The 25,431-nt window shown below is 72.6% G+C and carries 23 protein-coding genes; 14 read left to right on the top strand and 9 right to left on the bottom strand.

Annotation, left to right across the window (positions count from 1 at the left end; genetic code table 11):
* Window positions 1–11: 11 nt before the first annotated feature.
* Window positions 12–3,374 (bottom strand): AfsR/SARP family transcriptional regulator, encoded by a 3,363-nt coding sequence (locus ABTX78_RS20410; RefSeq protein ID WP_352208180.1) that lies wholly within the window; start codon window positions 3,372–3,374, stop codon window positions 12–14.
* 125 nt (window positions 3,375–3,499) lie between these two features.
* On the opposite strand from ABTX78_RS20410, the gene ABTX78_RS20405 reads away from it, so the two are divergent.
* On the top strand, window positions 3,500–4,294 hold the full coding sequence (locus ABTX78_RS20405; protein ID WP_352208179.1) for a site-2 protease family protein: 795 nt from the start codon (window positions 3,500–3,502) through the stop codon (window positions 4,292–4,294).
* Between the two features lie 66 nt (window positions 4,295–4,360).
* Here ABTX78_RS20405 and ABTX78_RS20400 read toward each other — a convergent pair whose 3' ends face one another.
* Both ABTX78_RS20400 and npdG read right to left on the bottom strand, forming a co-directional pair.
* Window positions 4,361–4,537: a hypothetical protein gene (locus ABTX78_RS20400; protein ID WP_352208178.1), complete on the bottom strand. Its 177-nt coding sequence runs from the start codon at window positions 4,535–4,537 to the stop codon at window positions 4,361–4,363.
* 63 nt (window positions 4,538–4,600) lie between these two features.
* Window positions 4,601–5,314, bottom strand: coding sequence for an NADPH-dependent F420 reductase (gene npdG, locus ABTX78_RS20395; RefSeq protein ID WP_313946682.1), 714 nt, complete (start codon window positions 5,312–5,314; stop codon window positions 4,601–4,603).
* 96 nt (window positions 5,315–5,410) lie between these two features.
* Between npdG and ABTX78_RS20390 the strand changes: the two genes are divergently transcribed.
* Together ABTX78_RS20390 and ABTX78_RS20385 are read left to right on the top strand one after the other, a co-directional pair.
* On the top strand, window positions 5,411–6,016 hold the full coding sequence (locus ABTX78_RS20390; RefSeq protein ID WP_352208177.1) for a hypothetical protein: 606 nt from the start codon (window positions 5,411–5,413) through the stop codon (window positions 6,014–6,016).
* Between the two features lie 92 nt (window positions 6,017–6,108).
* Window positions 6,109–7,389 (top strand): MFS transporter, encoded by a 1,281-nt coding sequence (locus ABTX78_RS20385; RefSeq protein ID WP_352208176.1) that lies wholly within the window; start codon window positions 6,109–6,111, stop codon window positions 7,387–7,389.
* A 334-nt stretch (window positions 7,390–7,723) separates the two neighbouring features.
* Here the strand turns inward: ABTX78_RS20385 and ABTX78_RS20380 are convergent, their stop codons facing one another.
* The gene (locus tag ABTX78_RS20380; RefSeq protein ID WP_352208175.1) at window positions 7,724–7,945 is read right to left on the bottom strand and encodes a hypothetical protein; all 222 of its coding nucleotides are present in this window, start codon (window positions 7,943–7,945) and stop codon (window positions 7,724–7,726) included.
* Between the two features lie 88 nt (window positions 7,946–8,033).
* Between ABTX78_RS20380 and map the strand changes: the two genes are divergently transcribed.
* On the top strand, window positions 8,034–8,891 hold the full coding sequence (gene map, locus ABTX78_RS20375; RefSeq protein ID WP_352208174.1) for a type I methionyl aminopeptidase: 858 nt from the start codon (window positions 8,034–8,036) through the stop codon (window positions 8,889–8,891).
* A 121-nt stretch (window positions 8,892–9,012) separates the two neighbouring features.
* Window positions 9,013–9,663, top strand: coding sequence for a biliverdin-producing heme oxygenase (locus tag ABTX78_RS20370; RefSeq protein ID WP_352208173.1), 651 nt, complete (start codon window positions 9,013–9,015; stop codon window positions 9,661–9,663).
* Here the strand turns inward: ABTX78_RS20370 and ABTX78_RS20365 are convergent.
* Window positions 9,653–10,345 carry a PhzF family phenazine biosynthesis protein gene (locus ABTX78_RS20365; RefSeq protein WP_352208172.1) on the bottom strand — a complete coding sequence of 231 codons (693 nt, stop codon included), beginning with the start codon at window positions 10,343–10,345 and terminating at the stop codon, window positions 9,653–9,655. The genes ABTX78_RS20370 and ABTX78_RS20365 overlap by 11 nt on opposite strands.
* Before the next feature lie 727 nt (window positions 10,346–11,072).
* On the opposite strand from ABTX78_RS20365, the gene ABTX78_RS20360 reads away from it, so the two are divergent.
* The 7 genes from ABTX78_RS20360 (at window position 11,073) to ABTX78_RS20330 (ending at window position 18,905) form a co-directional block, all read left to right on the top strand.
* The gene (locus ABTX78_RS20360; RefSeq protein ID WP_352208171.1) at window positions 11,073–12,083 is read left to right on the top strand and encodes a heme/hemin ABC transporter substrate-binding protein; all 1,011 of its coding nucleotides are present in this window, start codon (window positions 11,073–11,075) and stop codon (window positions 12,081–12,083) included.
* 452 nt (window positions 12,084–12,535) lie between these two features.
* Window positions 12,536–13,573, top strand: coding sequence for a FecCD family ABC transporter permease (locus tag ABTX78_RS20355; RefSeq protein ID WP_352208231.1), 1,038 nt, complete (start codon window positions 12,536–12,538; stop codon window positions 13,571–13,573).
* Window positions 13,570–14,409, top strand: a complete 840-nt coding sequence (locus ABTX78_RS20350; protein WP_352208170.1) for a heme ABC transporter ATP-binding protein — start codon at window positions 13,570–13,572, stop codon at window positions 14,407–14,409. The genes ABTX78_RS20355 and ABTX78_RS20350 overlap by 4 nt, the downstream gene beginning before the upstream one ends.
* 184 nt (window positions 14,410–14,593) lie before the next feature.
* Window positions 14,594–15,733, top strand: a complete 1,140-nt coding sequence (gene efeO / locus ABTX78_RS20345; RefSeq protein WP_352208169.1) for an iron uptake system protein EfeO — start codon at window positions 14,594–14,596, stop codon at window positions 15,731–15,733.
* Window positions 15,734–15,744: 11 nt separating this feature from the next.
* Window positions 15,745–17,043: an iron uptake transporter deferrochelatase/peroxidase subunit gene (efeB, locus tag ABTX78_RS20340; RefSeq protein ID WP_352208168.1), complete on the top strand. Its 1,299-nt coding sequence runs from the start codon at window positions 15,745–15,747 to the stop codon at window positions 17,041–17,043.
* A 16-nt stretch (window positions 17,044–17,059) separates the two neighbouring features.
* Complete coding sequence (gene efeU, locus ABTX78_RS20335; RefSeq protein ID WP_352208167.1) at window positions 17,060–18,043, top strand: iron uptake transporter permease EfeU; 984 nt, start codon at window positions 17,060–17,062, stop codon at window positions 18,041–18,043.
* Entirely contained in the window at window positions 17,961–18,905 is a 945-nt protein-coding gene (locus ABTX78_RS20330) for an SCO2278 family lipoprotein (protein WP_352208166.1), read from the top strand. Before efeU ends, ABTX78_RS20330 begins: the two co-directional genes overlap by 83 nt.
* Window positions 18,906–18,996: 91 nt before the next feature.
* On the opposite strand, the gene ABTX78_RS20325 is transcribed toward ABTX78_RS20330, so the two are convergent.
* Together ABTX78_RS20325 and ABTX78_RS20320 are read right to left on the bottom strand one after the other, a co-directional pair.
* Window positions 18,997–19,761, bottom strand: coding sequence for a bifunctional DNA primase/polymerase (locus ABTX78_RS20325; RefSeq protein WP_352208165.1), 765 nt, complete (start codon window positions 19,759–19,761; stop codon window positions 18,997–18,999).
* A 116-nt stretch (window positions 19,762–19,877) separates the two neighbouring features.
* Window positions 19,878–20,483: a TetR/AcrR family transcriptional regulator gene (locus ABTX78_RS20320; RefSeq protein WP_352208164.1), complete on the bottom strand. Its 606-nt coding sequence runs from the start codon at window positions 20,481–20,483 to the stop codon at window positions 19,878–19,880.
* Window positions 20,484–20,715: 232 nt separating this feature from the next.
* Between ABTX78_RS20320 and ddaH the strand changes: the two genes are divergently transcribed.
* On the top strand, window positions 20,716–21,540 hold the full coding sequence (ddaH, locus tag ABTX78_RS20315) for a dimethylargininase (protein ID WP_352208163.1): 825 nt from the start codon (window positions 20,716–20,718) through the stop codon (window positions 21,538–21,540).
* A 2-nt stretch (window positions 21,541–21,542) separates the two neighbouring features.
* Here ddaH and ABTX78_RS20310 read toward each other — a convergent pair whose 3' ends face one another.
* Complete coding sequence (locus ABTX78_RS20310) at window positions 21,543–22,541, bottom strand: small ribosomal subunit Rsm22 family protein (protein WP_352208162.1); 999 nt, start codon at window positions 22,539–22,541, stop codon at window positions 21,543–21,545.
* Window positions 22,542–22,713: 172 nt separating this feature from the next.
* On the opposite strand from ABTX78_RS20310, the gene ABTX78_RS20305 reads away from it, so the two are divergent.
* Complete coding sequence (locus ABTX78_RS20305) at window positions 22,714–24,027, top strand: hypothetical protein (RefSeq protein WP_352208161.1); 1,314 nt, start codon at window positions 22,714–22,716, stop codon at window positions 24,025–24,027.
* A gap of 49 nt (window positions 24,028–24,076) precedes the next feature.
* On the opposite strand, the gene ABTX78_RS20300 is transcribed toward ABTX78_RS20305, so the two are convergent.
* The gene (locus ABTX78_RS20300; protein WP_352208160.1) at window positions 24,077–25,408 is read right to left on the bottom strand and encodes a Bcr/CflA family multidrug efflux MFS transporter; all 1,332 of its coding nucleotides are present in this window, start codon (window positions 25,406–25,408) and stop codon (window positions 24,077–24,079) included.
* Window positions 25,409–25,431: the final 23 nt, after the last annotated feature.

The raw sequence follows: 25,431 nt of genomic DNA, 5'->3' as shown, positions 1-25,431 counted from the left end.
CGGCCGGCGGGTCAGATCAGGGCGGCGGCCTCGTCCAGCGTGAGGCCGTCGCCCTCGGCGTAGGCGCTCTCGTAGCGCTCGTCGCCGAGGTGTCCGCGCAGGACCGTCTCGCATTCGGCGCGGTTCTCCCGCTCGTGCAGGACCGCGAAGTGACGGGGCGGCAGCTGGGCGTCGGCCACCGCGAGCACCCTGGCGGCGTCAGCCGACCGTTCCGGCCGGTCCAGGGCGACCGCCCGGGCGGCCGTCACCAGATGCGTGGAGACCAGTTGCGGGGCGACCATCATGCTCAGCGGGTCGCGTGCCCGTTCCAGCGCCAGGCGCGAGCCCTCCACCGCCTTGGAGTGGAAGCCGTCGACGAGATCGAGCCAGGCCACGTATCCGATCACCATGCCCTCGAAGATGGCCAGGGTGTTCGAGCGGAACTGCTCCATGAGCAGACCGATCTCGACCCGGGCCTCCTCGCTGCGGCCGGTGCTGCCGAGCCGCAGGGCGAGAAAGAGCCGGGCCACGGCTCTCGACTCGTTCTCCAGGCCGCGGTTCTCGGCGAGGACCTCCCGGATGATCCGCTCGCCGCGCTCCCCCTCGCCGATCTCCATCATGATCCCCGCGAGCCGGCACCGCAGGACCGCCACCTGCGCCTGGGCGCCGATCCGTTCGGCGTAGCCGATGGCCGCGCGGAAGTCCTCGGCCGCGCCCGGGTACTCGCCGCGCCGCTCCTGGGCCTCGCCACGCGCGGAGAGGGACTCGGCCGCGCCCCAGGCGTCACCGAGCCGGACGAAGATCTCCAGCGACTCGTCCGCGTCACGGGTCGCGTCACCGGCCCAATGGGTGCGGTTGGCAAGGAGGTTGGCGCGGTTCTGGAGCGCGGCGGCGAGCTCCCACTCGTAGCCGTAGGCACGGCAGGCGCTGACGGTCTCGTCCATCAACGTCTTCAGGCTGTTGATGTCACCGGTCATCAGCACGGCGTAGAACCACAGCGAGGCGGGCGAGCGGCAGGTCTGCGGGAGGCCGGGGGCGTAGACCCGGGTGACGCTGCGCAGCCAGTCCATGGCCTCGGGGGTCGTCCACGCGTCGAGGTCGTGGTTCATGAAGACCATGCGCATGAGCGCGACGCAGCGCCGGGCCTCCTGGAGCAGTTCGGGCCCCATGGGCGGCGGAGCGTCCGTGAACCGCTCGAAGACCGGGGGCGCGGCCTCGGCCGGCGGCAGGAACGGATCCGGGCCGAGCGCACCGGCCACGGAGGACCAGTGCCGGGCCTCCGAACGCAGGTCCCGCATCTGCCAGTACCAGGCCAGCGAGAGGACGAGGTGCAGCGCCTCCTGTTCGTCACGGGCGGCGACGGCCCGGCGCATGGCGGTGCGCAGATTCTCGTACTCGCGCTCGAAGAGGTCGATGGCGGCACGCTGGTCCGGGCCGCGCAGGAGCGGGTCCGTCGTCCGGGCCACCTCCCGGTAGTGGACGAGATGGCGGCGCTCCACGGCGGCCCGCTCACCGGCCTCGTCGAGACGCTCGGCGGCGTACTCCCCGACGGTCTCCAGGAGCCGGTAGCGCATCAGGCCGTCCGGGGCGGGGGCGGCGACGACGAGCGACTTGTCGATGAGGGATCCGAGGTTGTCGGCCACGTCACCGGGGTGGGACGGGCGGGCGCCGGGCCGGGCGGCGTCCGCAACGGCGTCCTCCGGGTCGGCGCAGACCGCTTCGGCGGCAGCCAGGTCGCAGCCGCCCGCGAAGACCGACAGCCGCCGCAGGACGGTCCGTTCGGCGTCGTCGAGCAGGTCCCAGGACCAGTCGACGACGGCGCGCAGGGTCTGCTGGCGGGGCAGGACGGTGCGGCTGCCGCCGGTCAGCAGCCGGAACCGGTCGTCGAGACGGTCGGCGATCTGCCGTGGGGTGAGCATACGGAGGCGGGCCGCGGCGAGTTCGATGGCCAGCGGCAGTCCGTCGAGGCGGTGGCAGATCTCCGCGGCCGCCGCCCGGTCGTCCTCGATCCGGAAGCCCGGGCGGGCGGCCGTGCCGCGGTCCGCGAAGAGCCGCAGGGCCATCGGGTCGGGCAGCGGGTCCACCGGCCGCAGCAACTCGCCCGGAACACCGAGGGGTTCCCGGCTGGTGGCGAGCACCGTGAGGCCCGGGCAGTTCTGGAGCAGCCGCTCGGCGAGCACCGCGGCGGCTCCGATCACATGCTCGCAGTTGTCGAGGAGCAACAGCATGCGGCGGTGCGAGCAGTGCTCGACGAGCCGGACGAGCGGATCGTCGCCGTGCCGCTCGGCGGCCCGCAGCTCCTCCGCACCGGCGCCGCGCAGCACGGTCTCGCGCGCGCCGAGAGCGGTGAGAACGGCGTCCGGCACGTTGTCGGGGTCGTCGACGGGGGCGAGTTCGGCCATCCAGACGCCGTCGGGCCACGCCATGTGCGGCGCGGCATGCTCGGCGGCCTCCTGCGAGAGCCGTGTCTTCCCGGCCCCGCCGGGCCCGAGGAGGGTGACGAGCCGGGCGGCACCGAGGTCCTGGCGGATGGCGCCGATGTCGGCGTCGCGGCCGACGAAGGAGGTGAGCCGTGCGCGGAGGTTCCCCGCCTCGCGCAGGGGTCCGGCGTCCGTACCGTCCGCGTCCGGCCGCCCTGGGGCTGCGGTGTGCCCGGGAGTTTCGGGAGCGCCCCGATCCGCGAGCAATTCCGCGTGCAGGGACCGCAGTTCGGGGCCCGGGTCGGCGCCGAGACGGTCGGCGAGGGATCTGCGGACCGTCTCGTACGCGGCCAGTGCCTCCGCCGGGCGGCCCGTGGCCCGCAGGGCGCGCAGCCGCAGCGCCTGGAGCGATTCGTCGATCGGGTGGTCCTCGCAGAGCGCCACCAGCTCCGGCAGCGCCTCCTCGGCTCGGCCGAGGGCCAGCGCCGTCGCGAGGCGGGTGCGCCGGGCGTCCAGGCGGCGGGACTGCCAGCGGGCCGTCTCGGCCGCACGGGCGGGCAGGTCGGCGAGCACCGGGTCCTGCCACAGCGCGAGGGCGTCGTCGAGGAGGGCCGCGGCCTTGACCGGGTCTCCGTGTTCCAGCGCCCGCGCCCCCTCACCCGCCAGCCGGTCGAAGCGGTGCAGGTCCACGTCGTCCCCGTCGGCGCACAGCCGGTAGCCGCCGCCCTCGGGCGAGGCGACCGCGTCGCGGCCCAGCACCCGGCGCAGCCGGCCCACGAGCGCCTGGACCGCGCCGACCGCGTCCCCCGGCGGATCGCCGTCCCACACCTCGTCCACCAGGGTGGCGACGGGGACCGTACGACCGGGCCGCAGCGCCAGGACGGTCAGCAGCGTCCGCAGCCGCGCACCGCCGAGCGCGACGGGTGTTCCGTCGTCGTGCCATGCCTGAGTGGTGCCGAGTAGCGAGAAGCGCACCCGCCCATTGTCCCTGCCCCGCCCGCGGAGCTGTGCAGCAGGAACCCTCGGGCCTCGGCGGAACGTTCTGTGTCCGTCCCCGGTACGGTCGACCGCACGCCCACGCATCCCCAGGAGCCGCACCCATGACCACCGCCACCTCCCGCCACAGCGGCCGGGGCATCAGTCCCGTCTTCCTCGGCATCGTCGCCGTGATGGCGGTGACCGGCTGGGCGGTGTGGACGGAGTTCTCCGCGAGCACGGGCCTCGCGGTGTTCCTCTTCGTCACCTCGGCCTGGGTCGTCTCACTCTGTCTTCACGAGTACGCGCACGCCCGTACCGCGCTGCACAGCGGCGACATCTCCATAGGGACGAAGGGGTATCTCACCCTCAACCCCCTCGCCTACACCCATGCGCTGCTCAGCATCGTGCTGCCGGTGCTGTTCGTGATCATGGGCGGTATCGGTCTGCCCGGCGGCGCGGTCTTCATCGAGCGCAACCGCATCAACGGCCGCTGGAAGCACAGCCTGATCTCGGCCGCGGGGCCGCTGACGAACGTCCTGTTCGCGGTCGTCTGCACCGCCCCGTTCTGGCTGGACGCGCTGGACGGCGTGCCGCCGGTGTTCCAGTACGCGCTGGGGTTCCTCGCGCTGCTCCAGGTCTCCGCGGCGATCCTGAACTTCCTGCCGGTGCCGGGCCTCGACGGCTACGGCGTGATCGAGCCCTGGCTCTCGTACAAGATCCGCCGGCAGGTGGAGCCGTTCGCGCCGTTCGGACTGATCGCCGTGTTCGGCCTGCTGTTCATCCCCGAGGTGAACGGGCTGTTCTTCGATTCGGTCGACGCGATCCTGCGCGGGCTCGGCGTCGAGACGGGGCTCCCGGGCTGCGGGCTGGAGTACTACCGCTTCTGGCAGGCGGCGCCCGAGGCCTGCCCGGCGTGACGGAAGCGGGGCGGCGTGCGCGACCGGGGCAGGGGCGCCGGCGGCCGCGGGGCGGGCGACCGCGGGTCAGCGGGCGGCGCGCTCCGCCTTGGCACGGCGGAAGTAGTACCAGGCCATGTTCGAGGTGAGGCCGGCGATCAGCACCCAGAGGATCCCGAACCAGCTGCCCTGCACGAACGAGACCACGGCCGCCACGACGGCGAGCACGCAGAAGATGAGGGCGTAGAGAGCGAGGCGGGGCATGGGGTACGGCTCCTGTCGGGGGGTGATTCGTCCCGCCCAGTGTCCCCCATGCCCCGCGCGCGACTACACGTCGGTGACGCGCAGCCCGGCGTGCGCCTTGTAGCGCCGGTTCACCGAGATCAGGTTGGCGACCAGCGACTCGACCTGGTGGGCGTTGCGCAGCCGGCCGGCGAACACTCCGCGCATCCCGGGGATGCGTGCGGCGATCGCCTGCACGATGTCGGTGTCCTCGCGCGACTCGCCCAGCACCATCACATCGGTGTCGATCTCCTCGATCGACTCGTCCTGGAGCAGCACCGCGGACAGATGGTGGAAGGCGGCGGTCACCCGGGAGTCCGGCAGCAGGGCGGCGGCCTGCTCCGCGGCGCTGCCCTCCTCCGGCTTGAGCGCGTAGGCGCCCTTCTTGTCGAAGCCGAGCGGGTTGACGCAGTCGACGACCAGCTTGCCCGCGAGCTCCTTCTGGAGGGTCTCGAGGGTCTTGGCGTGCCCGTCCCACGGCACCGCCACGATCACCACGTCGCTGCGCCGCGCGCACTCGGCGTTGTCCGCGCCCTCGACGCCGAGGCCCAGTTCGGCGGCGGCGGTCTCGGCGCGCTCCGCCGCGCGGGAGCCGATGATCACCTTCTGCCCGGCCCGGGCGAGGCGGTAGGCGAGCCCGCGCCCCTGGTCCCCGGTACCGCCGAGCACGCCGACGACCAGGCCGGACACGTCGGGGAGGTCCCAGGGGTCCTTGGCCGCGGGCTTCGGCGCCGTGCCTGCGTTGTCAGTAGAAGTCATGCAGCCGACCTTACTTGCTGGTATCGGGCGCACGAACGGGTGAGCCGCACCGAAGCCCGCCCGCCGGGGGCGGGGTGTCGGGCAGGATGCGGGGCCATGGATGCCGTACGCGTCGCGCTGCTGCGCGAAGTCCTGGCGGGTACCGAGTGGCCGGCGGCGACCCGGCGCTTCGCCGGGGTCCTGCGGTCGTCGGTGGTCCCGCAGGGCGGTGGGCTGCTCCTGGTGGGGACCGAGGCGTACGAGCCCTGGCATCTCGCGGCGCATCTGGTCGACGAGGCCGCCTGGTCGGGGCAGCCGGAACTGACGCCGACGCTGGTACGCCACCGGGTGCGGCCCGGGGACCCGCCGCAGCTGGCGGTGGGGCTCGGCCGGCTGGAGGCGGCGCGCCGGGGCGAGACACTGCTGGTGGTCGCGCCGGGGCAGCCGGAGGCGGAGCTGCTGGAGCGGGTGCACGACGCGCGGCGGGCCGGGGCGACGGTGCTGGCGCTGGACGGCGGGGACCCGGAGGTGCACGGGCTCGCGCACGAGGCGCTGACGGTGGCGGCGGTCGCGGACGAGGTCGATCTGGACACCGTGCAGCATCTGGTGAGCGCGGCGGCCGGGGAGAACAGTCTGCCGGTGGCGCGCGGCCGGCGGAGCCTGCGGGACCGGCTCTCGCGGCTCGCCGACCAGCTGACCTCACCGCCGCCGCCTCGCTGGTAGCCCGCCTTCCTTCAGGAAACCCGCCGGTGGTACGCGTTCCCCGGGGAAATGCGGTTGCCGCAGGCTACCGGCCGCCGGGAGCATGACCTCCTGTGACCTCCAAGCTCTCCGCGCTGCTGCCCGACCTCTCGCCGTGGCGCTCATCCCCCGACTTCCGCCTCCTGTGGGTGCAGGGCGTGGTCACGTACTTCGGCAGCTTCATGGCGATGATCGCCCTGCCGCTCCAGATCAAGGACATGACCGGATCGCCGCTCGCGGTGGGCGTGATGGGCGCGGTGGAGCTGGTGCCGCTGGTGGTGTTCGGCCTCTACGGCGGGGCGCTCGCGGACTCGGCCGACCGCAGGAAGCTGATCCTCGGCACGGAGGCCGGTCTCGGCGTGCTGGCGGTCGTGCTGCTGGTGAACGCGATGCTGCCGGACCCGATGCTGTGGCCGCTGTACCTGGTCGCGGCGGGTGTCTCGGCACTGGCCGGTCTGCAACGCCCGGCGCTCGACTCGCTGATGGCCCGTATCGTCCCGCACGACCAGCTGACGGCGGCGGCCGCGCTGAACGCCCTGCGCTATCAGCTGGGCGCGATCGCGGGGCCCGCGCTGGCGGGTCTGGTGGTGGCCTACGCGGGCCATGCCACGGCGTACGGCGTCACGGTCGCCGGGTTCGCGGTGTCCGTGGTGCTCTGCCTGCGCCTGGCACCGGCCCCGGCGGCGCACGACGCCCAGAAGCCGTCGCTGAGGGGCATCGCGGAGGGCGCGCGCTATGCGTGGTCCCGCCCGGTGCTGCTGGGGACGTACGCGATCGACCTGGCCGCGATGTTCTTCGCCTTCCCGAACACGATCTTCCCCTTCCTGGCGGACGATCTGGACGCGGAGTGGTCGCTCGGCCTGATGTACGCGGCGGGGTCGGTGGGCTCGCTGGCCCTGAGCATGACGAGCGGCTGGACGTCGCACGTGCGGCGGCACGGCCTGTTGGTGGTGTTCGGCGCGACCGCGTGGGGACTGGCGATCGCGGCGGCGGGATGGTTCTCGAACGTATGGCTGGTACTGCTGTGCCTGGCGTTCGCGGGCGCGGGCGACATGCTCAGCGGCCTCGGCCGCTCGACGATCTGGAACCAGACGACCCCTGAGGAGCTGCGGGGACGGCTCGCGGGGATAGAGGTGCTGTCCTACAGCATCGGCCCGCAGCTGGGCCAGGTGCGCGCGGGCGCGATGGCGGGCTGGACGGGCACACGAGCGGCGATCTGGTCCGGCGGTGTGGCCTGCGTGGCCTCGGTGGGCCTGCTGGCCGCGGTACTCCCGAAGCTGATCACGTACGACGCCTCGACGGACGAGGACGCGACGCGCCGCCGCGCACAGCAGGAGGCGCTGACGAAGGCGTGAGCTCTCGTCTCCGCGCGGGGCGGGGGGCAGGCGGGCGGGGGCGGGGCGGTGCTTGAGGCGTCCCGCGCTGCGCGGCGGCGGGCGGCCGGGCGCGGGGCGGTGCTTGAGGCGTCCCGCGCTGCGCGGCGGCGGGCGGCCGGGCGCGGGTCGGTGCTTGAGGCGTCCCGCGCTCCGGACTCCGCAGAGCTGGGCAGGCCCGCCACTCAGGCGATCGGCGGGTGCGGCCACCAGCCCCCGGGCATCCGCCCCGCACCGCCCGGCGGGAGCGTCCCCGCAGGCTCCCCCGCCTGCGCACGGCGCGCACCGCCAGGGGGCGGGCCCGCGCCCACGGCGCCTACTGCTCGCCCCGTGGTGCGTCGTGCCAGCGTGGGTCGTTCTCCCATTCGAGGTTCTTCTCGCGCGCCGTCTCCATCGCGTGGGTCGCCTCCTCGCGGCTCGCGTACGGGCCGAAGCGGTCCTTCCCGGGGCAATCCGGGCCCTCCTCGACTTTCTTGTGCTCCAGACAGTAGAACCACTCGCCCGGTTTGCCGGCCGTACGCTTCTTGAACAGGGCCATCGTCGGCTCCTTCCTCTGACGCCATGCTGCCCCAAGGACGTCCCCCTACGCCCGGGGGGCGGGCCGGGGCCCCGGTTAGACTCGCGGCATGTCTGGCCAGTCGCTGCTCGTACCAGGCGAGCTCTCCCCCATCCGCTCCGTCCCCGGCTCCATCCGGCGCCCCGAGTACGTCGGAAAACCCGCACCGACCCCGTACACCGGGCCGGAGGTGCAGGACGCCGACACCGTCGAGCGGATGCGCATCGCGGGCCGTATCGCCGCGCAGGCGATGGAGGAGGCCGCCAAGCACATCTCCCCCGGCGTGACCACCGACGAACTGGACCGCGTCGCGCACGAGTTCATGTGCGACCACGGCGCCTATCCCTCCACGCTCGGCTACCGCGGCTTCCCCAAGTCGCTGTGCTCCTCGGTCAACGAGGTGATCTGCCACGGGATCCCCGACTCCACCGTCCTGCGCGACGGCGACATCGTGAACCTCGACGTCACGGCGTACATCAATGGTGTGCACGGCGACAACAACGCCACCTACCTGTGCGGTGACGTCGACGAGGAGTCGCGACTGCTCGTGGAGCGGACCCGGGAGTCCCTGAACCGGGCCATCAAGGCCGTGAAGCCGGGCCGCCAGGTCAATGTCATCGGGCGGGTCATCGAGTCGTACGCCAAGCGCTTCGGCTATGGCGTGGTCCGTGACTTCACCGGCCACGGGATCAATTCCTCGTTCCACTCCGGGCTGATCATTCCGCACTACGACGCCCAGCACGCCACGACCGTGATGCAGCCGGGCATGACGTTCACCATCGAGCCGATGCTCACGCTCGGTACCCACGAGTACGACATGTGGGACGACGGCTGGACCGTGGTGACCAAGGACCGCAAGCGGACCGCGCAGTTCGAGCACACGCTGGTGGTGACGGAGAGCGGCGCCGAGATTCTCACGTTGCCCTGACGCCGTTCGGGGGTAGCGTTTTACCGACAGGCCGTCGGGAACCAATTGACTGAGGTATGCCTGAGCAGCAGGATCGAATCGTCACCGGTTCCCGCCCCCATCGGTCCCCCGGAGGTCCGCGTTGGACACGCCATTCTCGACACTCATCCGTGTTGCCTCGCACGAGCAGCACACCGAGGCCGAGACCTCGCCCTTCATGAGCGATCTGCTCGGCGGCCGGCTGGGCGTCGAGGCCTACGCGCGCTACACCGAGCAGCTCTGGTTCGTGTACCGGGCGCTGGAAGGTGCCGCGGGCGCGCTCGAGGACGATCCGGTGGCGGGGCCCTTCATCCGCCCGGAGCTGATGCGTACCGCCGCGCTGGAGCGCGATCTCGCGCATCTGCGCGGCCCTGACTGGCGCGCGGGCGCCGCTCCGCTGCCGGCGACCGCGGCGTACGCCGCGCGGGTCGAGGAGTGCGCCCGTACCTGGCCCGCCGGGTACATCGCGCACCACTACACCCGCTACCTCGGGGACCTGTCCGGCGGACAGATCATCCGCGACCGCGCCGAGAAGACCTGGGGCTTCGCGCGCAAGGGCGACGGGGTCCGGTTCTACGTCTTCGAGCAGATCGACAACCCGGCCGCCTTCAAGCGCGGCTACCGCGAACTGCTGGACGCGGTGAACGCCGACGAGCTGGAGAAGAAGCGCATCGTCGAGGAGTGCAAGCGGGCCTTCGACTTCAACGGAGCCGTCTTCCGCGAGCTGGGCGAGGAGTTCCCGCTCAGCGCATGAGCGGGATACGACGGGCGGCCGGCGCGGGCGTCGCGAGGCGCACCCGCCCGCCGATCTCGATCGTGCCATCGGGGCCGGGGGCCGTCAGAATCTGCGACCCTCGGCCCTGCGTGATGTTCAGCGCGCGGCCGAGGCGGTCGGTGAGCAGCAGGGCCGCGGCGCCGGTCGCCTCGTCCTCCACGATGCCGTCGTCCCGCCGGGGGAAGGCGCGGGCCCGGACCCGGCCCGCGGCCTCGTCCTCCCAGGCCCAGGCGTAGAGCCAGCCCTCACCGGGCGGCGGCGCGGGCAGCGCGTCCACCTCGGCCGGTGAGGCGTACTGCCGCAGCATGCGCGGCGGAGCCCATTCGGCGCGGGCGGTGATCCAGGTGAACTCGCCGTCGCTGCGCGCCCACACCTCGCCCGCGGGCGGGTTCACCGCCTCCAGGTCGAGCAGCCAGGCCGCTCCGACGAGCGGGTGCCCGGCGAACGGGAGCCGGAGGCCGGGGGTGTAGATGTCCACGACCCCGCGCTCGGGGTCGTCGACGAACACGGTCTCGCTGAAGCCCAGTTCGGCCGCGAGCGCCTGCCGGGACGCCGGGTCGGGAAAGGCCCGGGCGTCGCGGACGACACCCAGGGCGTTGCCGTGGTCCCCCTCGGCCCCGCAGAAGACGTGGAGCACGTCCAGTACGTCGAGTTCGTTCACCCCGGCATTCAAGCATCCCGGTACGACAGGGCCGCACCGGCGGCGACGGTCTCCGGAGCGGCGCGGTGACTCGGGACCCGTGCGTCAGGTGCGGGCCGCCGCCCGGCGCCCCGATCGAGAAGACGACTGCCACGCCCGCCACCGCGGTTCCCGCGGAGGCGGCTGCGGCGCGGTCGCCGGGACCTCGGAGCCGGTGGAGGCCAGGGCACCGCCCGTGCCCCCGACAGTGCCGCCCCCGATGGCCGTACCGGCCGAGCCGCCCTCCGCCGAACCGCCCGCGGAACCGACGGAGCCGCGCGTGCCGCCGGAGCCCTCGGGCAGTTCGGCGTCCTCGTCGAGGGAGACCGCGACCGTGAGCGGGTGCCGCGCTCCTCAGCGGCCGGGTACATGCCGCCGTACGTCTTGGTGCCCTTATCCGTGAGCTTCGCCGGTACGCCGGTCGGCTTCACCACGTCTCGCCCGCACCGTGAGCACGCGGCCGGAACGGTCGGCGAGGCTATGCCCAGGTTCTGGTGGGGGGGGCGACCTTGCCGGTCTCCCGGTCCTGGGTGCTGACGCCGGCCACCGGGGTGCCCCGGGTGCCGTCCACCGCGGCCTCGACGCCGCTCGGCCGATCCGGGTGGATCAAAAGAGCCCACCACCCGAAACATCGGCCAACTCCCCGCCCAGCCATGGCAGACTGCCCGCGGCAACCGTCTTAGACAGCGAACAAGAGAAAGGTGTCCCGGTGCGCACACCTCGCCTGGCAGGTGCTCTCCTCTCGGTGCTCGCCCTCGCCCTGACGGCGACCGGCTGCGGCGGTGGCGACGAGTCCCCCGACGCCACGGGAAAGCCGAAGACCGCTGTGGCCGCCGGCCGGATCGAGCCGCTCGCCGCGACACCGAAGCCCGAACTCCCGGCCACCGTGCGCTCGGCAGACGGCAAGAGCGTCACCGTCTCCGCCGCGGACCGGATCGTGCCGCTCTCCGGTGGGCTCAGCGAGATCGTCTTCACGCTCGGTCTGGGCAGGCAGGTGGTGGCGCGTGACGTCACCGCGACCTTCGAACAGGCCCGCGCGCTGCCGCTGGTGACCCGGGGACACGACGTCTCCGCCGAGAGCGTGCTGTCCCTGAAGCCGACCCTCGTCCTCGCCGACTCGACGACCGGCCCGGCCGAGTCCATCGCCCAGATACGCGCCGCGGGCATCCCGCTCGTCGTCGTCAAGGCGCCCAAGAGCCTCGCCGACGTCCGGACCCGGATCGACGCGGTGGCCGGCGCGCTGGGGGTCAAGGCTGCCGGGGACCAGCTCAACGCCCGTACCGCACAAAGGATCGCGGCCGTGCAGAAGGGCGTTCCGAAGCCCGCCGAGGGCAAGCGGCCCCGCGTCGCCTTCCTCTACCTGCGGGGCTCGGCGTCGGTCTACCTCATCGGCGGCGCCGAGTCCGGGGCCACCTCGCTGCTGGAGGCGGCGGGCGCTGTGGACGCCGGGAAGGAGTCGGGGCCGGCGAAGGACTTCACCCCCGTCACCGCCGAGGCCCTTGCGAAGGCCGCGCCCGACGCCCTGCTCGTGATGACGGACGGTCTGCGGTCGGTCGGCGGCATCGACGGTCTGGTCAAGATCCCCGGGGTGGCCCAGACCCCGGCCGGGATGGACCGCCGCGTGGTGAGCGTCGACGACAGTGTCCTGCTGAACTACGGGCCGCGCACCGACCGGGTTCTCCGGTCTCTCGTGGACCAGCTCCACCCGGGCGGCCGGTGACGATGGCCACGCACGCGGACCACTCCCCCGCCCGCCCGCGCGAGCGGGACCGAGACCAAGACCGGGACCGAGACCAAGACCGGGACCGGGACCGGGACCGAGACCAAGACCGGGACCGGGACCGGGACCGGCACCGACCGAGCGGCGCTGAGGGCGCCGAGAACCCCGAGAGCCATGAGGGCCCCGAGGCGCACGAGACCCGAGAGGTCCCGGAGAGCCCTGCGGGGCACGAGAGCACTGACGTCCCGGAGAGCCCCGGGTCACACGAGACCCATGACGTCCCAGGGGTCCCTGAGGCACACGAGACCCGTAACGTCCCGGAGAGCCCCGAAGCACACCAGACCCATGACGTCCCCGAGCGCCCCGCGGCACACCAGAGCCGTGCGGCCGCGGAGGACTCCCGGAACGTTCCCGACCGGTTAACCCCGAAAAGCCCGCCCGACGCCGTCCCCCTGGTCCGCACCCGTACCGGGGCCGGGTTGCTCACCGGCGGGCTTCTGGCGAGCGTCCTCGTCCTGGCCCTGGTGTCCGCCGCCTACGGCGCGTACGACATTCCCGTCACCGATGTCATCGCCTCGGTGCAGCACCGCGCCGGGCTCGGCGGGCACCCGCTCGACCGGGTCGGCGAGAGCGTGCTGTGGAACGTCCGTCTTCCCCGGGTCGTCCTCGCGCTCCTCGTCGGCGCGTCCCTGGGCTGCGCGGGAGCCCTGATGCAGGGCGTCTTCGGCAATCCGCTCGCCGAGCCCGGCATCATCGGCATCTCGTCCGGCGCGGCCGTCGGCGCCGTCGCGTCCATCGCGCTCGGCCTGAGCTTTCTCGGCAACTGGACCGTCACCGCCTGCGCGTTCGTCGCCGGCCTCGTGACCGTGCTCCTCGTGTACGCGATGTCCCGCTCGGGAGGGCGGAGCGAGGTCGTCACGCTCATCCTGACCGGCATCGCCGTCAACGCCTTCGCCGGTGCCCTCATCGGCCTGTTCATCTTCTTCGCGGACAACGCCCAGATCACCCAGATCACCTTCTGGCAGCTGGGTTCGCTCTCCCAGGCCACCTGGCCCAAGGTGCTCGCTGTGCTGCCGTGCGCGCTTCTCGGTCTTGCCGTGGCGCCCCTGTACGCACGGAAGCTGGACCTGCTCGCCCTCGGCGAGCGGCCGGCACGGCATCTCGGCATCGACGTCGAGCGGCTGCGGATCGTCCTCGTGCTCGTCGTCGCCCTGTTCACCGCGGCCGCGGTCGCCGTCGCCGGGATCATCACCTTCGTCGGACTGCTCGTCCCGCATCTGCTGCGGATGGCGCACGGACCCGGCCACCGCTTCCTGGTGCCCGGCAGCGCCCTCGGCGGCGCGCTGATGCTCGTGGCGGGAGACCTCGCGGCACGCACCGTCGCCGAGCCCGCCGAACTCCCCCTCGGTGTGCTCACCGCGCTCTTCGGCAGCCCGTTCTTCTTCTGGCTGCTGCTCAGGACCCGTCGCAGGCAAGGTGGTTGGGCATGAGGTCCGTGACCCGTCTGTTCGGTGTGCGCCGGCGGGAACTGCCCGCGCGTCCCGAAATCGGTTCCGTCGTCGCCGAGGCCCGGGACCTCCATGTCCGCCTCGGCGGCCGTGAGGTGCTCACCGGGGTCGAGCTGTCCGCACACGCGGGCGAGGTACTGGCCCTGGTCGGTCCGAACGGCGCCGGGAAGTCGACCCTCTTCGCCGCGCTCGCCGCCGATCTGCCCGCCGACGGCGGCTCGGTGAACATCGCGGGCCGGCCGGCCGGCGGCTGGACCGCTCCCGAACTCGCCCTGCGCCGCGCCGTGCTGCCCCAGGCCGCCGCGCTCTCCTTCCCCTTCCTGGTGGAGGACGTCGTACGGATGGGGCGCGCGCCCTGGGCCGGGACCGCGCTCCAGGAGCAGGACGACGCGGCCGTCGCCGAGGCGATGGCCGTCACGGAGGTCGGCGGCTTCGCGGCCCGCCCCTTCTCCGCGCTCTCCGGCGGTGAACGCGCCCGGGTCGCCCTCGCCCGCGTCCTGGCCCAGGGGGCCCCGCTGCTGCTGCTCGACGAACCGACGGCCGCCCTCGACCTGCGCCACCAGGAGCTGGTGCTGCGCATCTGCCGGGAGCGTGCCGCCGCCGGTGACGCCGTGGTCGTCGTGCTGCACGACCTCGGTCTCGCCGCCGCGTACGCCCACCGGGTCGCCGTGCTGCACGAGGGCCGGCTCGCGGCCGAGGGACCGCCCGCCGAAATCTTCGACGACGTCCTGCTGAGCCGGGTCTACCGGCAGCCCGTCGAGGTGTTTCCGCACCCTCGCTCCGGCGTCCCCGTGGTGCTTCCGCAACGGACCGGTTGACCGCGGCTTGACCAAGCCATGGGGTTCTCTTGAACACCTTGTGACCCCTCCGTTTCCGGACGTACGCCATGAGTCACAGATCACTGCCCGGCCGGGTACGGGAGAGGTAAGGGCCGGTTAAGTTAGGTTCGCCTCACCCACCCTCAGCCCGTCTGCGCCGGGCCTCTTGCCGCATGGAGTCCGTATGCGAGTCCGTCTTTCCGTCGCCACTGCCACCGCGGCCGCGGCCGCTCTGGCCGCCGTCACGGGCTGCGCCGAGAAGGCCGACAACGCGGCCGGCGGCGACGGCACCGTCCAGGTCACCGCGAAGGACGATTCCTGCGAGGTGTCGAAGAAGGAGTTCCCCGCCGGGCACGTCCAGCTCGACATCGAGAACAAGGGCGGCAAGGTCACCGAGGTCTACATCCTGTTCCCCGACGACCGGATCGTCACCGAGCGCGAGAACATAGGCCCCGGCACCAAGGCCCGGCTCACCGCCGAGGTGAAGTCCGGTTCGTACGAGATCGCCTGCAAGCCCGGCATGAAGGGCGACGGCATCCGCCAGAAGGTCACCGCGACGGGCGGCAAGGTCGCCCGGCGCAGCCCGGAGATGGACGCCGCGGTCGCCGGCTACCGCAAGTACGTGCAGGCGCAGGCCGACGAGACGCTGCCCAAGGCGAAGGTGTTCACCGACGCCGTCAAGGCCGGTGACATCGAGGCGGCGAAGAAGGCGTACGCCGACTCCCGTATCGGCTGGGAGCGCACCGAGCCGGTCGCCGAGTCCTTCGGCGACATCGACCCCAAAGTCGACCTGCGCGAGGACGGTGTCGAGAAGGGCCAGAAGTGGACCGGCTGGCACCGCCTGGAGAAGTCCCTGTGGCAGGACAAGAAGCTCGGCCCCGAGGACACCGTGCTCGCCGACACCCTCATCAAGGACCTCACGGTCTGGCAGAAGAAGGTCGGCACGGCCGAGATCACACCGACCTCCATGGCCAACGGCGCCAAGGAGCTGCTCGACGAGGTCGCCACCGGCAAGGTCACCGGTGAGGAGGAGCGCTACAGCCACACCGACCTGGTGGACTTCAAGGCCAACGTCGAGGGTGCGCAGACCTCGTACGACCTGCTCAAGCCCGTCGCCGCCAAGAACGACCCGAAGCTGGTGGCCGAGCTCGACAAGCAGTTCGCCGCGCTGAACACGCTGCTCGACAAGTACCGCAAGGACAAGACCGGTTACGACTTCGCCTCGTACGACACCGTCGGCAAGGACCAGCGCAAGGAGCTCAGCGACGGCGTCAACGCCCTCGCCGAGCCGCTGTCGAAGCTCGCCGCCGCCGTGGTCAAGTAGGGGGACCGGAGATGTCGGCTTCTGACGACCAGCAGACCGGCGCGGCGCCGGAGGCCGCCGGACCCCGGCAGCCCGGCACAGGCACCGCGACGCCGTCCCGCCGTGCGCTGCTCGGCTGGGGCGGTGCGGGCCTCGCGCTCGGCGCCGCGGCGGCCGGCGGCACGGTGGCCGCGATGGGCGGCGGGGACGATGCCGTGCCCGCCGCCGGAGCCGGTGCGGCCGTGCCCTTCCACGGGGCGCACCAGGCCGGTGTCGCCACCGCCGTGCAGGACCGGCTGCATTTCGCGGCCTTCGACGTGAAGACGAAGGACCGCGCCGAGCTGGTGCAGTTGCTGAAGGACTGGACGCGGGCCGCGGAGCGGATGACCGCCGGACTGGCCGTCGGCGAGGGCGCGTTCGGCGGTCTCCCCGAGGCGCCGCCGGACGACACCGGCGAGGCACTGGGCCTCAAGCCGTCCCGGCTGACGCTGACCGTGGGCTTCGGCCCCGGGCTGTTCGCCAAGGACCGCTTCGGACTCGAGGGCCACCGGCCGAAGGGCCTGGCGGAGCTGCCGAAGTTCTCCGGCGACAACCTCGACCCGGCGCGCAGCGGTGGCGATCTGTGCGTCCAGGCCTGCGCCGACGATCCCCAGGTCGCGGTGCACGCCATCCGCAACCTCGCCCGGATCGGCTTCGGCAAGGTCGCGGTGCGCTGGTCGCAGCTGGGCTTCGGCAAGACGTCGTCGACGACCCCAGATGCGCAGACGCCCCGCAACCTCTTCGGGTTCAAGGACGGCACCCGCAACATCGCGGGGACGGACGGCGCGGCGCTCGAGAAGCATGTGTGGGTGTCGCAGAAGGACGGTCCGGCGTGGCTGGCCGGCGGCTCCTACCTGGTCGCCCGCCGGATCCGGATGAACGTCGAGACCTGGGACCGCACCTCCCTCCAGGAGCAGGAGGACATCTTCGGCCGGGACAAGGGCAAGGGCGCTCCCGTCGGCAAGGCCGAGGAGCGCGACGAGCCGTTCCTGCCGGCGATGCTGCCCACCTCGCATGTGCGGCTCGCACACCCGGACTCCAACGGCGGGGCGAAGATGCTGCGCCGCGGCTACTCCTTCACCGACGGGACGGACGGTCTCGGCCGCCTGGACGCGGGGCTGTTCTTCCTCGCGTACCAGCGCGACGTCGACAAGGGGTTCGTCCCGGTGCAGCGCTCGCTCGCCCGCGACGACCTCAACGAGTACATCCAGCACGTGGGTTCGGCGCTGTTCGCGATCCCGCCGGGCGTCCGGGACAAGGACGACTGGTGGGGACGGGCGCTGTTCTCATGACCAGAAGGGACCGGGCGTGTTCGGCAACTATCTGATCGGCCTGCGCGAGGGCCTGGAGGCGAGCCTCGTCGTCTGCATCCTCATCGCGTACGTGGTCAAGACCGGCAGACGGGACGCGCTGCGGCCGATCTGGACCGGCATCGGCGTCGCGGTCGCCCTGTCGCTCGGTTTCGGCTTCGCCCTCGAATACGGCTCGCAGGAGCTGACGTTCGAGGCGCAGGAACTGCTCGGCGGTTCGCTGTCGATCGTCGCGGTGTGCCTGGTGACCTGGATGGTCTTCTGGATGAAGCGCACCGCACGGCATCTGAGGGCCGAGCTGCACGGCAAACTGGACGCCGCCCTGCAGATGGGCACCGGGGCCCTGGTCGCCACCGCGTTCCTGGCGGTGGGGCGCGAGGGCCTGGAGACGGCGCTGTTCGTCTGGGCCTCGGTACGTGCGGCCACCGACGAGGCGGGCTCGCAGGGCCCGTTGACGGGCGTGCTCCTCGGTATCGCCACGGCCGTCCTGCTCGGCTGGCTCTTCTATCGCGGCGCCGTACGGATCAATCTGGCGCGGTTCTTCACGTGGACCGGCGGCATGCTGGTGGTCGTGGCCGCGGGTGTCCTCGCGTACGGCGTCCATGACCTGCAGGAAGCCCGTTTCCTCGGCGGTCTGGCGAACAAGGCCTTCGACATCAGTACGACGATTCCGCCCGACAGCTGGTACGGGACGCTGCTGAAGGGCGTCTTCAACTTCCAGCCGGATCCGACCGTTCTCCAGACCGTGGTGTGGGCCCTGTATCTGGTCCCGGCACTCGGGCTCTTCCTCGCCCCGGTAGGGTTCGGACGGTCAGTGGGGGTCGAGGAGCAGAAGGCAGCCGATGAGAAGGCCGATTCGGGTGACAGGGCCGCGACGGGCGGCGACGGGCCTCGTGGCGATGACGGCGCTGGCCCTGACGGCGAGCGGGTGCGTGACGGTGCACGGGGAGCGGGAGATCGTTCCGTCGGTGACGAAGGCTGAGGCCGTCGAGGCCGTCAAGCAGTTCACCGCCGCCTACAACGCCGCCGACAAGGCGTACGACCCGGCCCTGGACGCGGGCCGGGTGACCGGTGCGCTCGGAGCCATCAACCAGGCCGGGTTGAAGGCGCGCAGCGTCAACTACCCGGACGGCAATCCGCGGCACGTGCCGCTGGAGCTCACGGACCCGAAGATCACGATTCCCAAGAAGGCAGGCTGGCCGCGCTTCTTCCTGGCCGACGTCGACTCCAACCGCGACCGGGACCGGGGCAGCGAGGACAACCGCTGGGTGCTGATCTTCGTGCGCAACGGTCCGGCCGAGGTGTGGAAGGCGACGTATCTGACCATTCTCACCCCCGGCCGCATACCGGAGCTGAAGACGGACCAGGACGGCTATGCCGAACCGGTCGCCGTGGACAGCGGTGAGCTGGCGGTCGCTCCGCGCGATCTGAGCGGGGACTACGCCTCGTACATGCAGAGCGGGCAGCCGGACAACTTCAAGGACGGACCCCACACCTCCGACTGGCGTGCCTCGCGCCAGAAGGAGGAGAACCTGCCGGGCATGTCCACGCAGTACATCGACCAGCCGCTGGACAGCGGTGACTTCGCGCCGCTGGGGCTCGCGACGCGGGACGGCGGGGCGCTGGTCTTCTTCACCGTGCGCAACTACGAACGGCAGACCGCGGCGAAGGGTGTGCGCCTGAGGGTGCACCCGGACGTCAAGGCGCTGCTCACCGGCGAGGTGCGGCAGACGATCACCAAGGAGCGGGTGTCGAGCCAGGCGGTGGCGATCCCGGCCTCCGGCGTCGGCAAGGTCGACGTCCTCGGGCGGCTGACGGGTCTGACCTCGGCGAAGGGGTCCTAGGCAGGCGGGTTCGGGCCCGGCGGCGTCGGGCCCGAGCCGGACGACAGGCTCCGGGACGCAGCCCGGCGGCCGACGGGACCCAGCAAGCGACCTAGCGGCCCAGGGGCCAGGCCGGCGTGTGCCGGTTCAGTTCCTCGTCGTCACCCGCGTAGCGCGCGCACGCGTCGGTGAGCGTCTCCAGCAGGGTCAGCGGGTCCGGCAGCGGATGCTCCGGTCCGCGTACCCAGTGCACTCCCAGATCCCCGGGAAGCCGGGCGGGCGGTACGAGCACATAGCTGCCCCGGCAGTGCCAGCGCAGCCCCGGGTGCTCGTCCATCGTCTCGGGGTGGCAGTCCAGCTCGCACGGCCACCACTCGTCCTCGTCCTCGGGCGTACCGCGGGTGGCGGTGAAGAACAGCAGCCGGCCGTCGCCGCCCGTGCCGCCGGACTCGGCGACCGGACCGACGTCGATGCCCTGCTCCAGGAGGCGTTCCAGTGCGCTGAGCCCGGCTTCCAGCGGGACGTCGAGGACGTCGTGGACCATGCCGGTCGCGGTGATGAAGTTCGCCTCGGGCTGGCCCTGCGCCCACCGCTCGATCTGGGCGCGGTCGGTCGTGGACTGGGTCTGCCAGGCGAAGGAGACGGGGTGCATGGCGGGCGTGGGACAGCCGATGCGGTCGCAGGAACAGCGGTACGCGACGGGATACGCGGCGGGCGCGAGCGGCAGTCCGGCGCCGGCGGCGGCCAGGAGAAGTGACTCGCGGCGTGAGTCGTCCGGCTCGGTGTCGCGGGGGCGCCGGCGCAGCCACTGGGGCAGCCGGCTCTCGCGGGGGAGCCTGTTCTCCGTGCCGCGGTAGCGGCCTTTACCGTCGCCCATCTATCCCCTCACACCTCGTACTCGGCACCGGCGGACTCTGCCATGGTCCCACCATCCTGCTCCCCGGGTGGCCACAGTCCCCAACCGGGGGGTGGCCCCGGGCATTCCGCGGGGGGTCAGCCGCGGGGTGCGAGACCGTTCAGGGCGTAGTCGACGACGGTGTCCGCGTACGCGTGGGTGAGGGGCAGCGTGCGCAGCAGCCAGCGGTGGGTGAGCGGTCCGACCAGGAGTTCCAGCGCGATCCGCAGGTCGGTCCCGGCCCGTACCTGGCCCGCGTCCTCGGCGGAACGCAGCCGGGTCGCGTAGAGCTCCATCTGGGGGTCGAGGAGCTTCTCGACGAACCGGGCCCCGAGCACCGGGTCGATCACGCCCTCGGCGGCGAGCGCGCGGGCGGGTCCGTCGTAGGCGGGGTTGTTCATCTCGTCCACGGTGGCGCGCAGCACGAGCTTGAGGTCGGTCGCGAGGTCGCCCGTGTCGGGGATCTCGGTCTCCCCGGCGGCCGCCTGCTCGGCCAGGTCGAGAAAGGCTTCGAGGAGCACGGCCGACTTCGAGGGCCACCAGCGGTAGATCGTCTGCTTGCCCACGCCGGCCCGGGCCGCGATGCCCTCGATGGTGGTGCGGGTGTAGCCCTCCTCGGTGACGAGGGCGAGGGCGGCCTCGTAGATCGCGCGGCGGGAGCGTTCGCTGCGGCGGCCGGCGTCGGGCGCCTTGGTGTCGGTCATCCCGTCAATCTAATGCCGCTCCCGGGAAGCCCTGCCGGGAGCGGCAGCGGCCACAGCAAACCGATACGGATCGTCTCGATTCGCCGGTTCGCATGACGCCGCGGAGTACGCCGGCCTGCGCTTCTCTCACAAATCGGTGAATCACGAGGTCGATCTCCTGCGCGGCGGCCGGTTAGGCCGCACCATGGCTGCACGCAGACCGCGTGCCCTGTTCGTTCGTGAGGAGCCCTCATTGCGCTCATCGCTTCGTGACGCATCGCCGCGTCGCTATCTCATGTGCCCACCCGTGCACTTCAAGGTGACGTATTCCATCAACCCATGGATGGATCCGGCGAAACCGGTCGACCTGCCGCTGGCCCTGGCCCAGTGGGAGGACCTGCGCGACCGCTACCGCGCGCTCGGCCACACCGTCGAGCTGCTGGAACCGCAGCCCGACCTGCCCGACATGGTCTACGCCGCGAACGGCGCGACCGTCATCGACGACCGGGTGCTGGGCGCCCGGTTCGCCCACCCGGAACGCGAGGCCGAGGCGGCCGCCCACCTCGCGTGGTTCCGCTCGGCCGGCTACACCGAGATCCACGAACCGCTGCACATCAACGAGGGCGAGGGGGACTTCGCGGTCACCTCCTCCTATGTGCTGGCGGGCCGCGGGTTCCGCTCCAGTCCGCTCTCGCACGACGAGGCGCAGGAGTTCTTCGGCCGGCCCGTGATCGGGCTGGAGCTGGTCGATCCGCGCTACTACCACCTGGACACCGCGCTGAGTGTGCTGGACGACGCGGCCGACGAGATCATGTACTACCCGGGCGCGTTCTCCCCGGGCAGCCGCAAGGTCCTGGAACGGCTGTTCCCCGACGCGCTGATCGCCGAGGAACAGGACGCCGCCGCGCTCGGTCTGAACGCGGTGAGCGACGGGCGCCATGTGCTGCTGCCGCAGGCGGCGGTGGGCCTCTACGAGGCGTTGCGGGACCGCGGATTCGAACCCCTGGGCATGGATCTGGGTGAACTCCTCAAGGGCGGTGGCAGCGTGAAGTGCTGCACACAGGAGCTGCGGCCCTGAGATCAGCCGGTGTGGGGCGGCCAGGCGTCGCCCCACGCCGCATCCCGTGCGGCCCTGTAGAGCTCGCCGTGGCGCTTGGTCGTCGTCGTACGGGTCAGGGCCCCCTCCGGCTCGCAGAGGTCGAGCAGCACCAGGCCCTTGCGGATCTGCGGCTTGCGGACGATCCGCGACGGTGCCGGCTCCGGCGGGAAACGGGTGGCCGCGACATAGCTGAACTTCTCGTCCTCGTACGGCAGGGAGCCGCCCTTCACCTGCCGGTGCAGTGAGGAGCGGCTGACGCGGGCCGCGAAGTGGCACCAGTCCGTGCCCGGGACGATCGGGCAGTCCCCGCTGTGCGGGCAGGGCGCCGCCACGGTCAGTCCCGCGCCGATGAGCCGGTCGCGGGCCTCGATGATCCGGGCGTAGCCGTCCGGGGTGCCGGGCTCGACGATCACCACGGCCTGCGCGGTGCGCGCCGCCTCGGTGACCACGGCGGCCCGGTCCGCTTCGGTGAGTTCCTTGAGGACGTAGGAGACCGTGACGAGATCACTGCTCTCCAGCCGGAGCGACGCACTGATCCGTGAGCGCTCCCAGCGGGCGGCGCGCAGCGCGGGCACACCCGAGGCCGCGGCCAGCTCCCGCCCCAGCTCCAGCGCCGGCTCCGCCCAGTCCAGCACCGTGGTGCGCGGTGCCTCGTCCTCCCAGGCCTCGGCCACGGCCCAGGTCGCCGCGCCCGTGCCGCCGCCGATGTCGGTGTGGGTGGCCGGGGTCCACCCGGGCGCCGCGTGGCGCAGGGCGCCGAGCGCGGACCGTACGGCCTCGAAGGTCGCGGGCATCCGGTACGCGGCGTAGGCGGCGACGTCGGAACGGTCGCGCAGTACGGGGGCGTCGGTCGGCGTCGTCCCACGGTAGTTGGCGATCAGCCGGTCGACGGCCTGCGCGGCCTGCGAGGGCGGCAGCCCGCCCAGCAGGCCGGCGAGTGCGCTGCGCAGGGCGTCCGCGGTGGGAAGGGTGGCGTTCACCGAGCAATTCTAGGGGCTGCCCGGTCGGGGCACTGGGCGGTCGGCGTGTGGCCCCGGGCACCGCCGGGCCACCGCCCCGCGTACGGGAGCGAACTGCTGGGGCCGCAGGGGCGGTTGCTACGCTGTGGCCCTCGCCGCACACGGAACGTGAGGCGTCGCTTCCGGGGGGACCATGAGACATTGGGTCGTGCGGTTGGCTCTGGTGGCCGGGGTGATCGCACTGGCGCTGCTCCTCGCACTGAGCATGCGCGGCGGCGAGGACGGGACCGGGGAGGACAAGCCCCGCGGTACCGCCCGGCACTCCGCCGCTCCGCAGCCCCGGCTCACCGTGCCCGCCGGGTACGACCCGAAGCCCGGCTGGGAGATCGCCATGGCATCGGCCGAGTACGCGATCGCGCGGAAGGCCGGCCGGATCGGCTATCTGGAGCGCACGGGCGGCGACCGCTTCCGGCTGCGGTCCCTGGACGCGACCACCGGCCGGGCCGGCTGGACCGGCCGCCCCTGGCGTCCGCCCGCCTCCGACGGTCCGCTCCCCCGGCTGCTGTCCGTGGCCCGGGACGGCCGCGAGTACTTCGTGACCTGGACGTTCGGCCGGGCGGGCGAGGACACGCTGACGACGGCCGGCACCTTCGTCGTGCTCGATGTGTACGGCGCCGACGACGGCGCCCGGCGACGGGTGGAGATCCCGTGGGCGACCGCGCCGACGGTGTCCGGCAGCGGTCCCGGCATCCTCGTCGGAGACGGGCGCACCCGCAGCGCCGTGGTCGATCCCGCGACCGGCGCGGTGACACAGGTGCCCGAGACATCGTTCGGTCACCCGAAGGGCTGCGCGGGGTGCCGCCGGCTGACCGAGGTGCGCGCCCTGACCGCCCAGGGGCTGCTGCTGAGCGGCGAGTCGGGCTTCTGGGTCCGCGGGGGCTGGTACAGCCGCGATGTGGCCCCGGCGGGCAGCGACCGTGCCTCGGGGGTGCCGACATCCGTGGTGCCCGGCCGGCTGCTCGCCTTGTGGCGCCCCGCCAAGGGCACCGAGGACACGGCCACGCACGACATCTGGGTGGTGCACGATTCGGCGTCCGGCAGGCCGCTGGTCCAGGTGCGGTGCCGGCGGCCGGCGATCGAGCCGGGTGAGTACCCGCAGGCGGTACTCGCGCCCGCCGGCGGCTTTCTGGTGGCCGGGAACCTCGCCTTCGACCTGGAACGGCGCAAGGGCTACTGCTTCGAGGAGTCCGACGGCTCCAAGCCGCTGACGCTGACGACCGTGACGGATGCCGGTCTCGCGTACGGCGCGACGAGCGCCCGCGGCCCGGCGGACGCGCTGGCGGGCGGCGGCACGCCCATCGCACTGGACCTGGCGTCGGGGGTGCCGCGGCCGCTGGCTTCCGGGGTCCGGCTGCCGGGCGCGGAGACCGCCGGCGTGGGCCTCTTCGCCTGGACGGACGCCCAAGATCGGCCCCGGCTGAGCGGCCATCCGGCCCGTACGCCCTGACTCGCGCCCGTACGCCCCGAATCGCGGCGGGTGACGGGTCGCCCGCGGCTCAGGCGAACGCTTCGGCGCGGCGCTGCCACGGCCGGCACAGCCCGAGGAAGCAGCCCACCGCGCCGAGCGCGCAGGTCAGTTGGACCGCGGCCATCGGGACGGCCGTCGCCTCGCCGGCGATCCCGACGAGGGGTGAGGCGACCGCGCCGAGCAGGAACGCGGAGGTGCCGAGCAGTGCGGAGGCGGAGCCGGCGGCGTGCGGAGTGCGCATCAGAGCGAGGGCGTTGGTGTTCGGCATCGCGAGACCCATCGCGGACATCAGCACGAAGAGTCCCACGGCCACGGCGAACAGGCTCGCCCTGCCGAAGACGCCGGAGGTCATCAGCAGCAGCCCGGTCGCGGCCAGGGTGATCACGCCCAGACCGAAGCCGAGAGCCTTGTCCAGACTGACCCGGCCCACCAGCACCCTGCCGTTGATCTGGCCGACCGCGATGAGGCCGACGGAGTTGACGCCGAAGAGCAGGCTGAAGGTCTGCGGGGACGCGCCGTAGATCTCCTGAACGACGAAAGGCGAGGCCGCGACGTAGGAGAACAGGGCCGCGAAGGAGAGCCCGCCGGTGAGCATGTAGCCGCTGAAGACACGGTCGCCGAGCAGCGACCGCACGGTGCGCAGGGTCTCCCCCACGCCACCGCTGTGGCGCCGCTCGGGGGCCAGCGTCTCGGGCAGCCACCTCACCACCACGAGGGTGAGCAGGATGCCGACGCCGGTGAGCACGACGAAGATGCCGCGCCAGTCGGTGACCCGGAGCACCTGGCCGCCGATGAGCGGCGCGATGATCGGGGCGACGCCGGATATGAGCATCAGGGTGGAGAAGAACCGGGCCATCTCGACGCCGTCGTACAGATCGCGGACCACCGCTCGGGCGATGACGATGCCGGCGGCGCCCGCGAGGCCCTGGAGCAGCCGGAAGCCGATGAGCAGTTGGACGGAGGAGGCCGTGGCGCAGATCGCGGTGGCCACGACGTACACGATCATGCCGGTCAGCAGCGGTCTGCGGCGTCCCCACCGGTCGCTCATCGGGCCGACGACGAGCTGGCCGAACGCCATGCCCGCGATGCAGGCGGTCAGGGTCAGCTGGACGGTCGCCGCGGGCGCGCTCAGGGAGTCGGTGACCGCGGGCAGCGCCGGGAGGTACATGTCCATGGAGAGCGGCGGCAGGGCGGTGAGTCCGCCGAGGACGAGGGTGACGAGGAGGCCGACGCGGCGCGCGGCGGCGACCGCGTCGTGCGCCACGGGAGCGACGGGTCCCCTGGGAGCAGGCGCCGTCGCCGGGGCGGCGGCCGGTATGTGTCCTTCTGTACGGTCCTGGCCGGTCTCCGGCTTCGGCATTGGCTCTCCATGTTGTTGAATCC

The sequence above is a fragment of the Streptomyces sp. NPDC096193 genome, assembly GCF_040302905.1.
In the GTDB taxonomy this organism is placed as follows: Bacteria; Actinomycetota; Actinomycetes; order Streptomycetales; family Streptomycetaceae; genus Streptomyces.
Note: the sequence above shows the minus strand (reverse complement) of the source record. Positions and strands in the feature narration are given on the sequence as shown.

What these genes read in the sequence shown, in the direction of transcription:
- ABTX78_RS20305 (WP_352208161.1), top strand. Translation starts at nt 22,714, where the DNA reads ATGAGACATTGGGTCGTGCGGTTGGCTCTGGTGGCCGGGGTGATCGCA.
- ABTX78_RS20405 (WP_352208179.1), top strand. Translation starts at nt 3,500, where the DNA reads ATGACCACCGCCACCTCCCGCCACAGCGGCCGGGGCATCAGTCCCGTC.
- ABTX78_RS20325 (WP_352208165.1), bottom strand. Translation starts at nt 19,761, where the DNA reads ATGGGCGACGGTAAAGGCCGCTACCGCGGCACGGAGAACAGGCTCCCC.
- ABTX78_RS20300 (WP_352208160.1), bottom strand. Translation starts at nt 25,408, where the DNA reads ATGCCGAAGCCGGAGACCGGCCAGGACCGTACAGAAGGACACATACCG.
- map (WP_352208174.1), top strand. Translation starts at nt 8,034, where the DNA reads ATGTCTGGCCAGTCGCTGCTCGTACCAGGCGAGCTCTCCCCCATCCGC.
- efeB (WP_352208168.1), top strand. Translation starts at nt 15,745, where the DNA reads ATGTCGGCTTCTGACGACCAGCAGACCGGCGCGGCGCCGGAGGCCGCC.
- ABTX78_RS20380 (WP_352208175.1), bottom strand. Translation starts at nt 7,945, where the DNA reads ATGGCCCTGTTCAAGAAGCGTACGGCCGGCAAACCGGGCGAGTGGTTC.
- ABTX78_RS20320 (WP_352208164.1), bottom strand. Translation starts at nt 20,483, where the DNA reads ATGACCGACACCAAGGCGCCCGACGCCGGCCGCCGCAGCGAACGCTCC.
- ABTX78_RS20350 (WP_352208170.1), top strand. Translation starts at nt 13,570, where the DNA reads ATGAGGTCCGTGACCCGTCTGTTCGGTGTGCGCCGGCGGGAACTGCCC.
- efeO (WP_352208169.1), top strand. Translation starts at nt 14,594, where the DNA reads ATGCGAGTCCGTCTTTCCGTCGCCACTGCCACCGCGGCCGCGGCCGCT.
- ABTX78_RS20400 (WP_352208178.1), bottom strand. Translation starts at nt 4,537, where the DNA reads ATGCCCCGCCTCGCTCTCTACGCCCTCATCTTCTGCGTGCTCGCCGTC.
- npdG (WP_313946682.1), bottom strand. Translation starts at nt 5,314, where the DNA reads ATGACTTCTACTGACAACGCAGGCACGGCGCCGAAGCCCGCGGCCAAG.
- ABTX78_RS20330 (WP_352208166.1), top strand. Translation starts at nt 17,961, where the DNA reads ATGACGGCGCTGGCCCTGACGGCGAGCGGGTGCGTGACGGTGCACGGG.
- ABTX78_RS20390 (WP_352208177.1), top strand. Translation starts at nt 5,411, where the DNA reads ATGGATGCCGTACGCGTCGCGCTGCTGCGCGAAGTCCTGGCGGGTACC.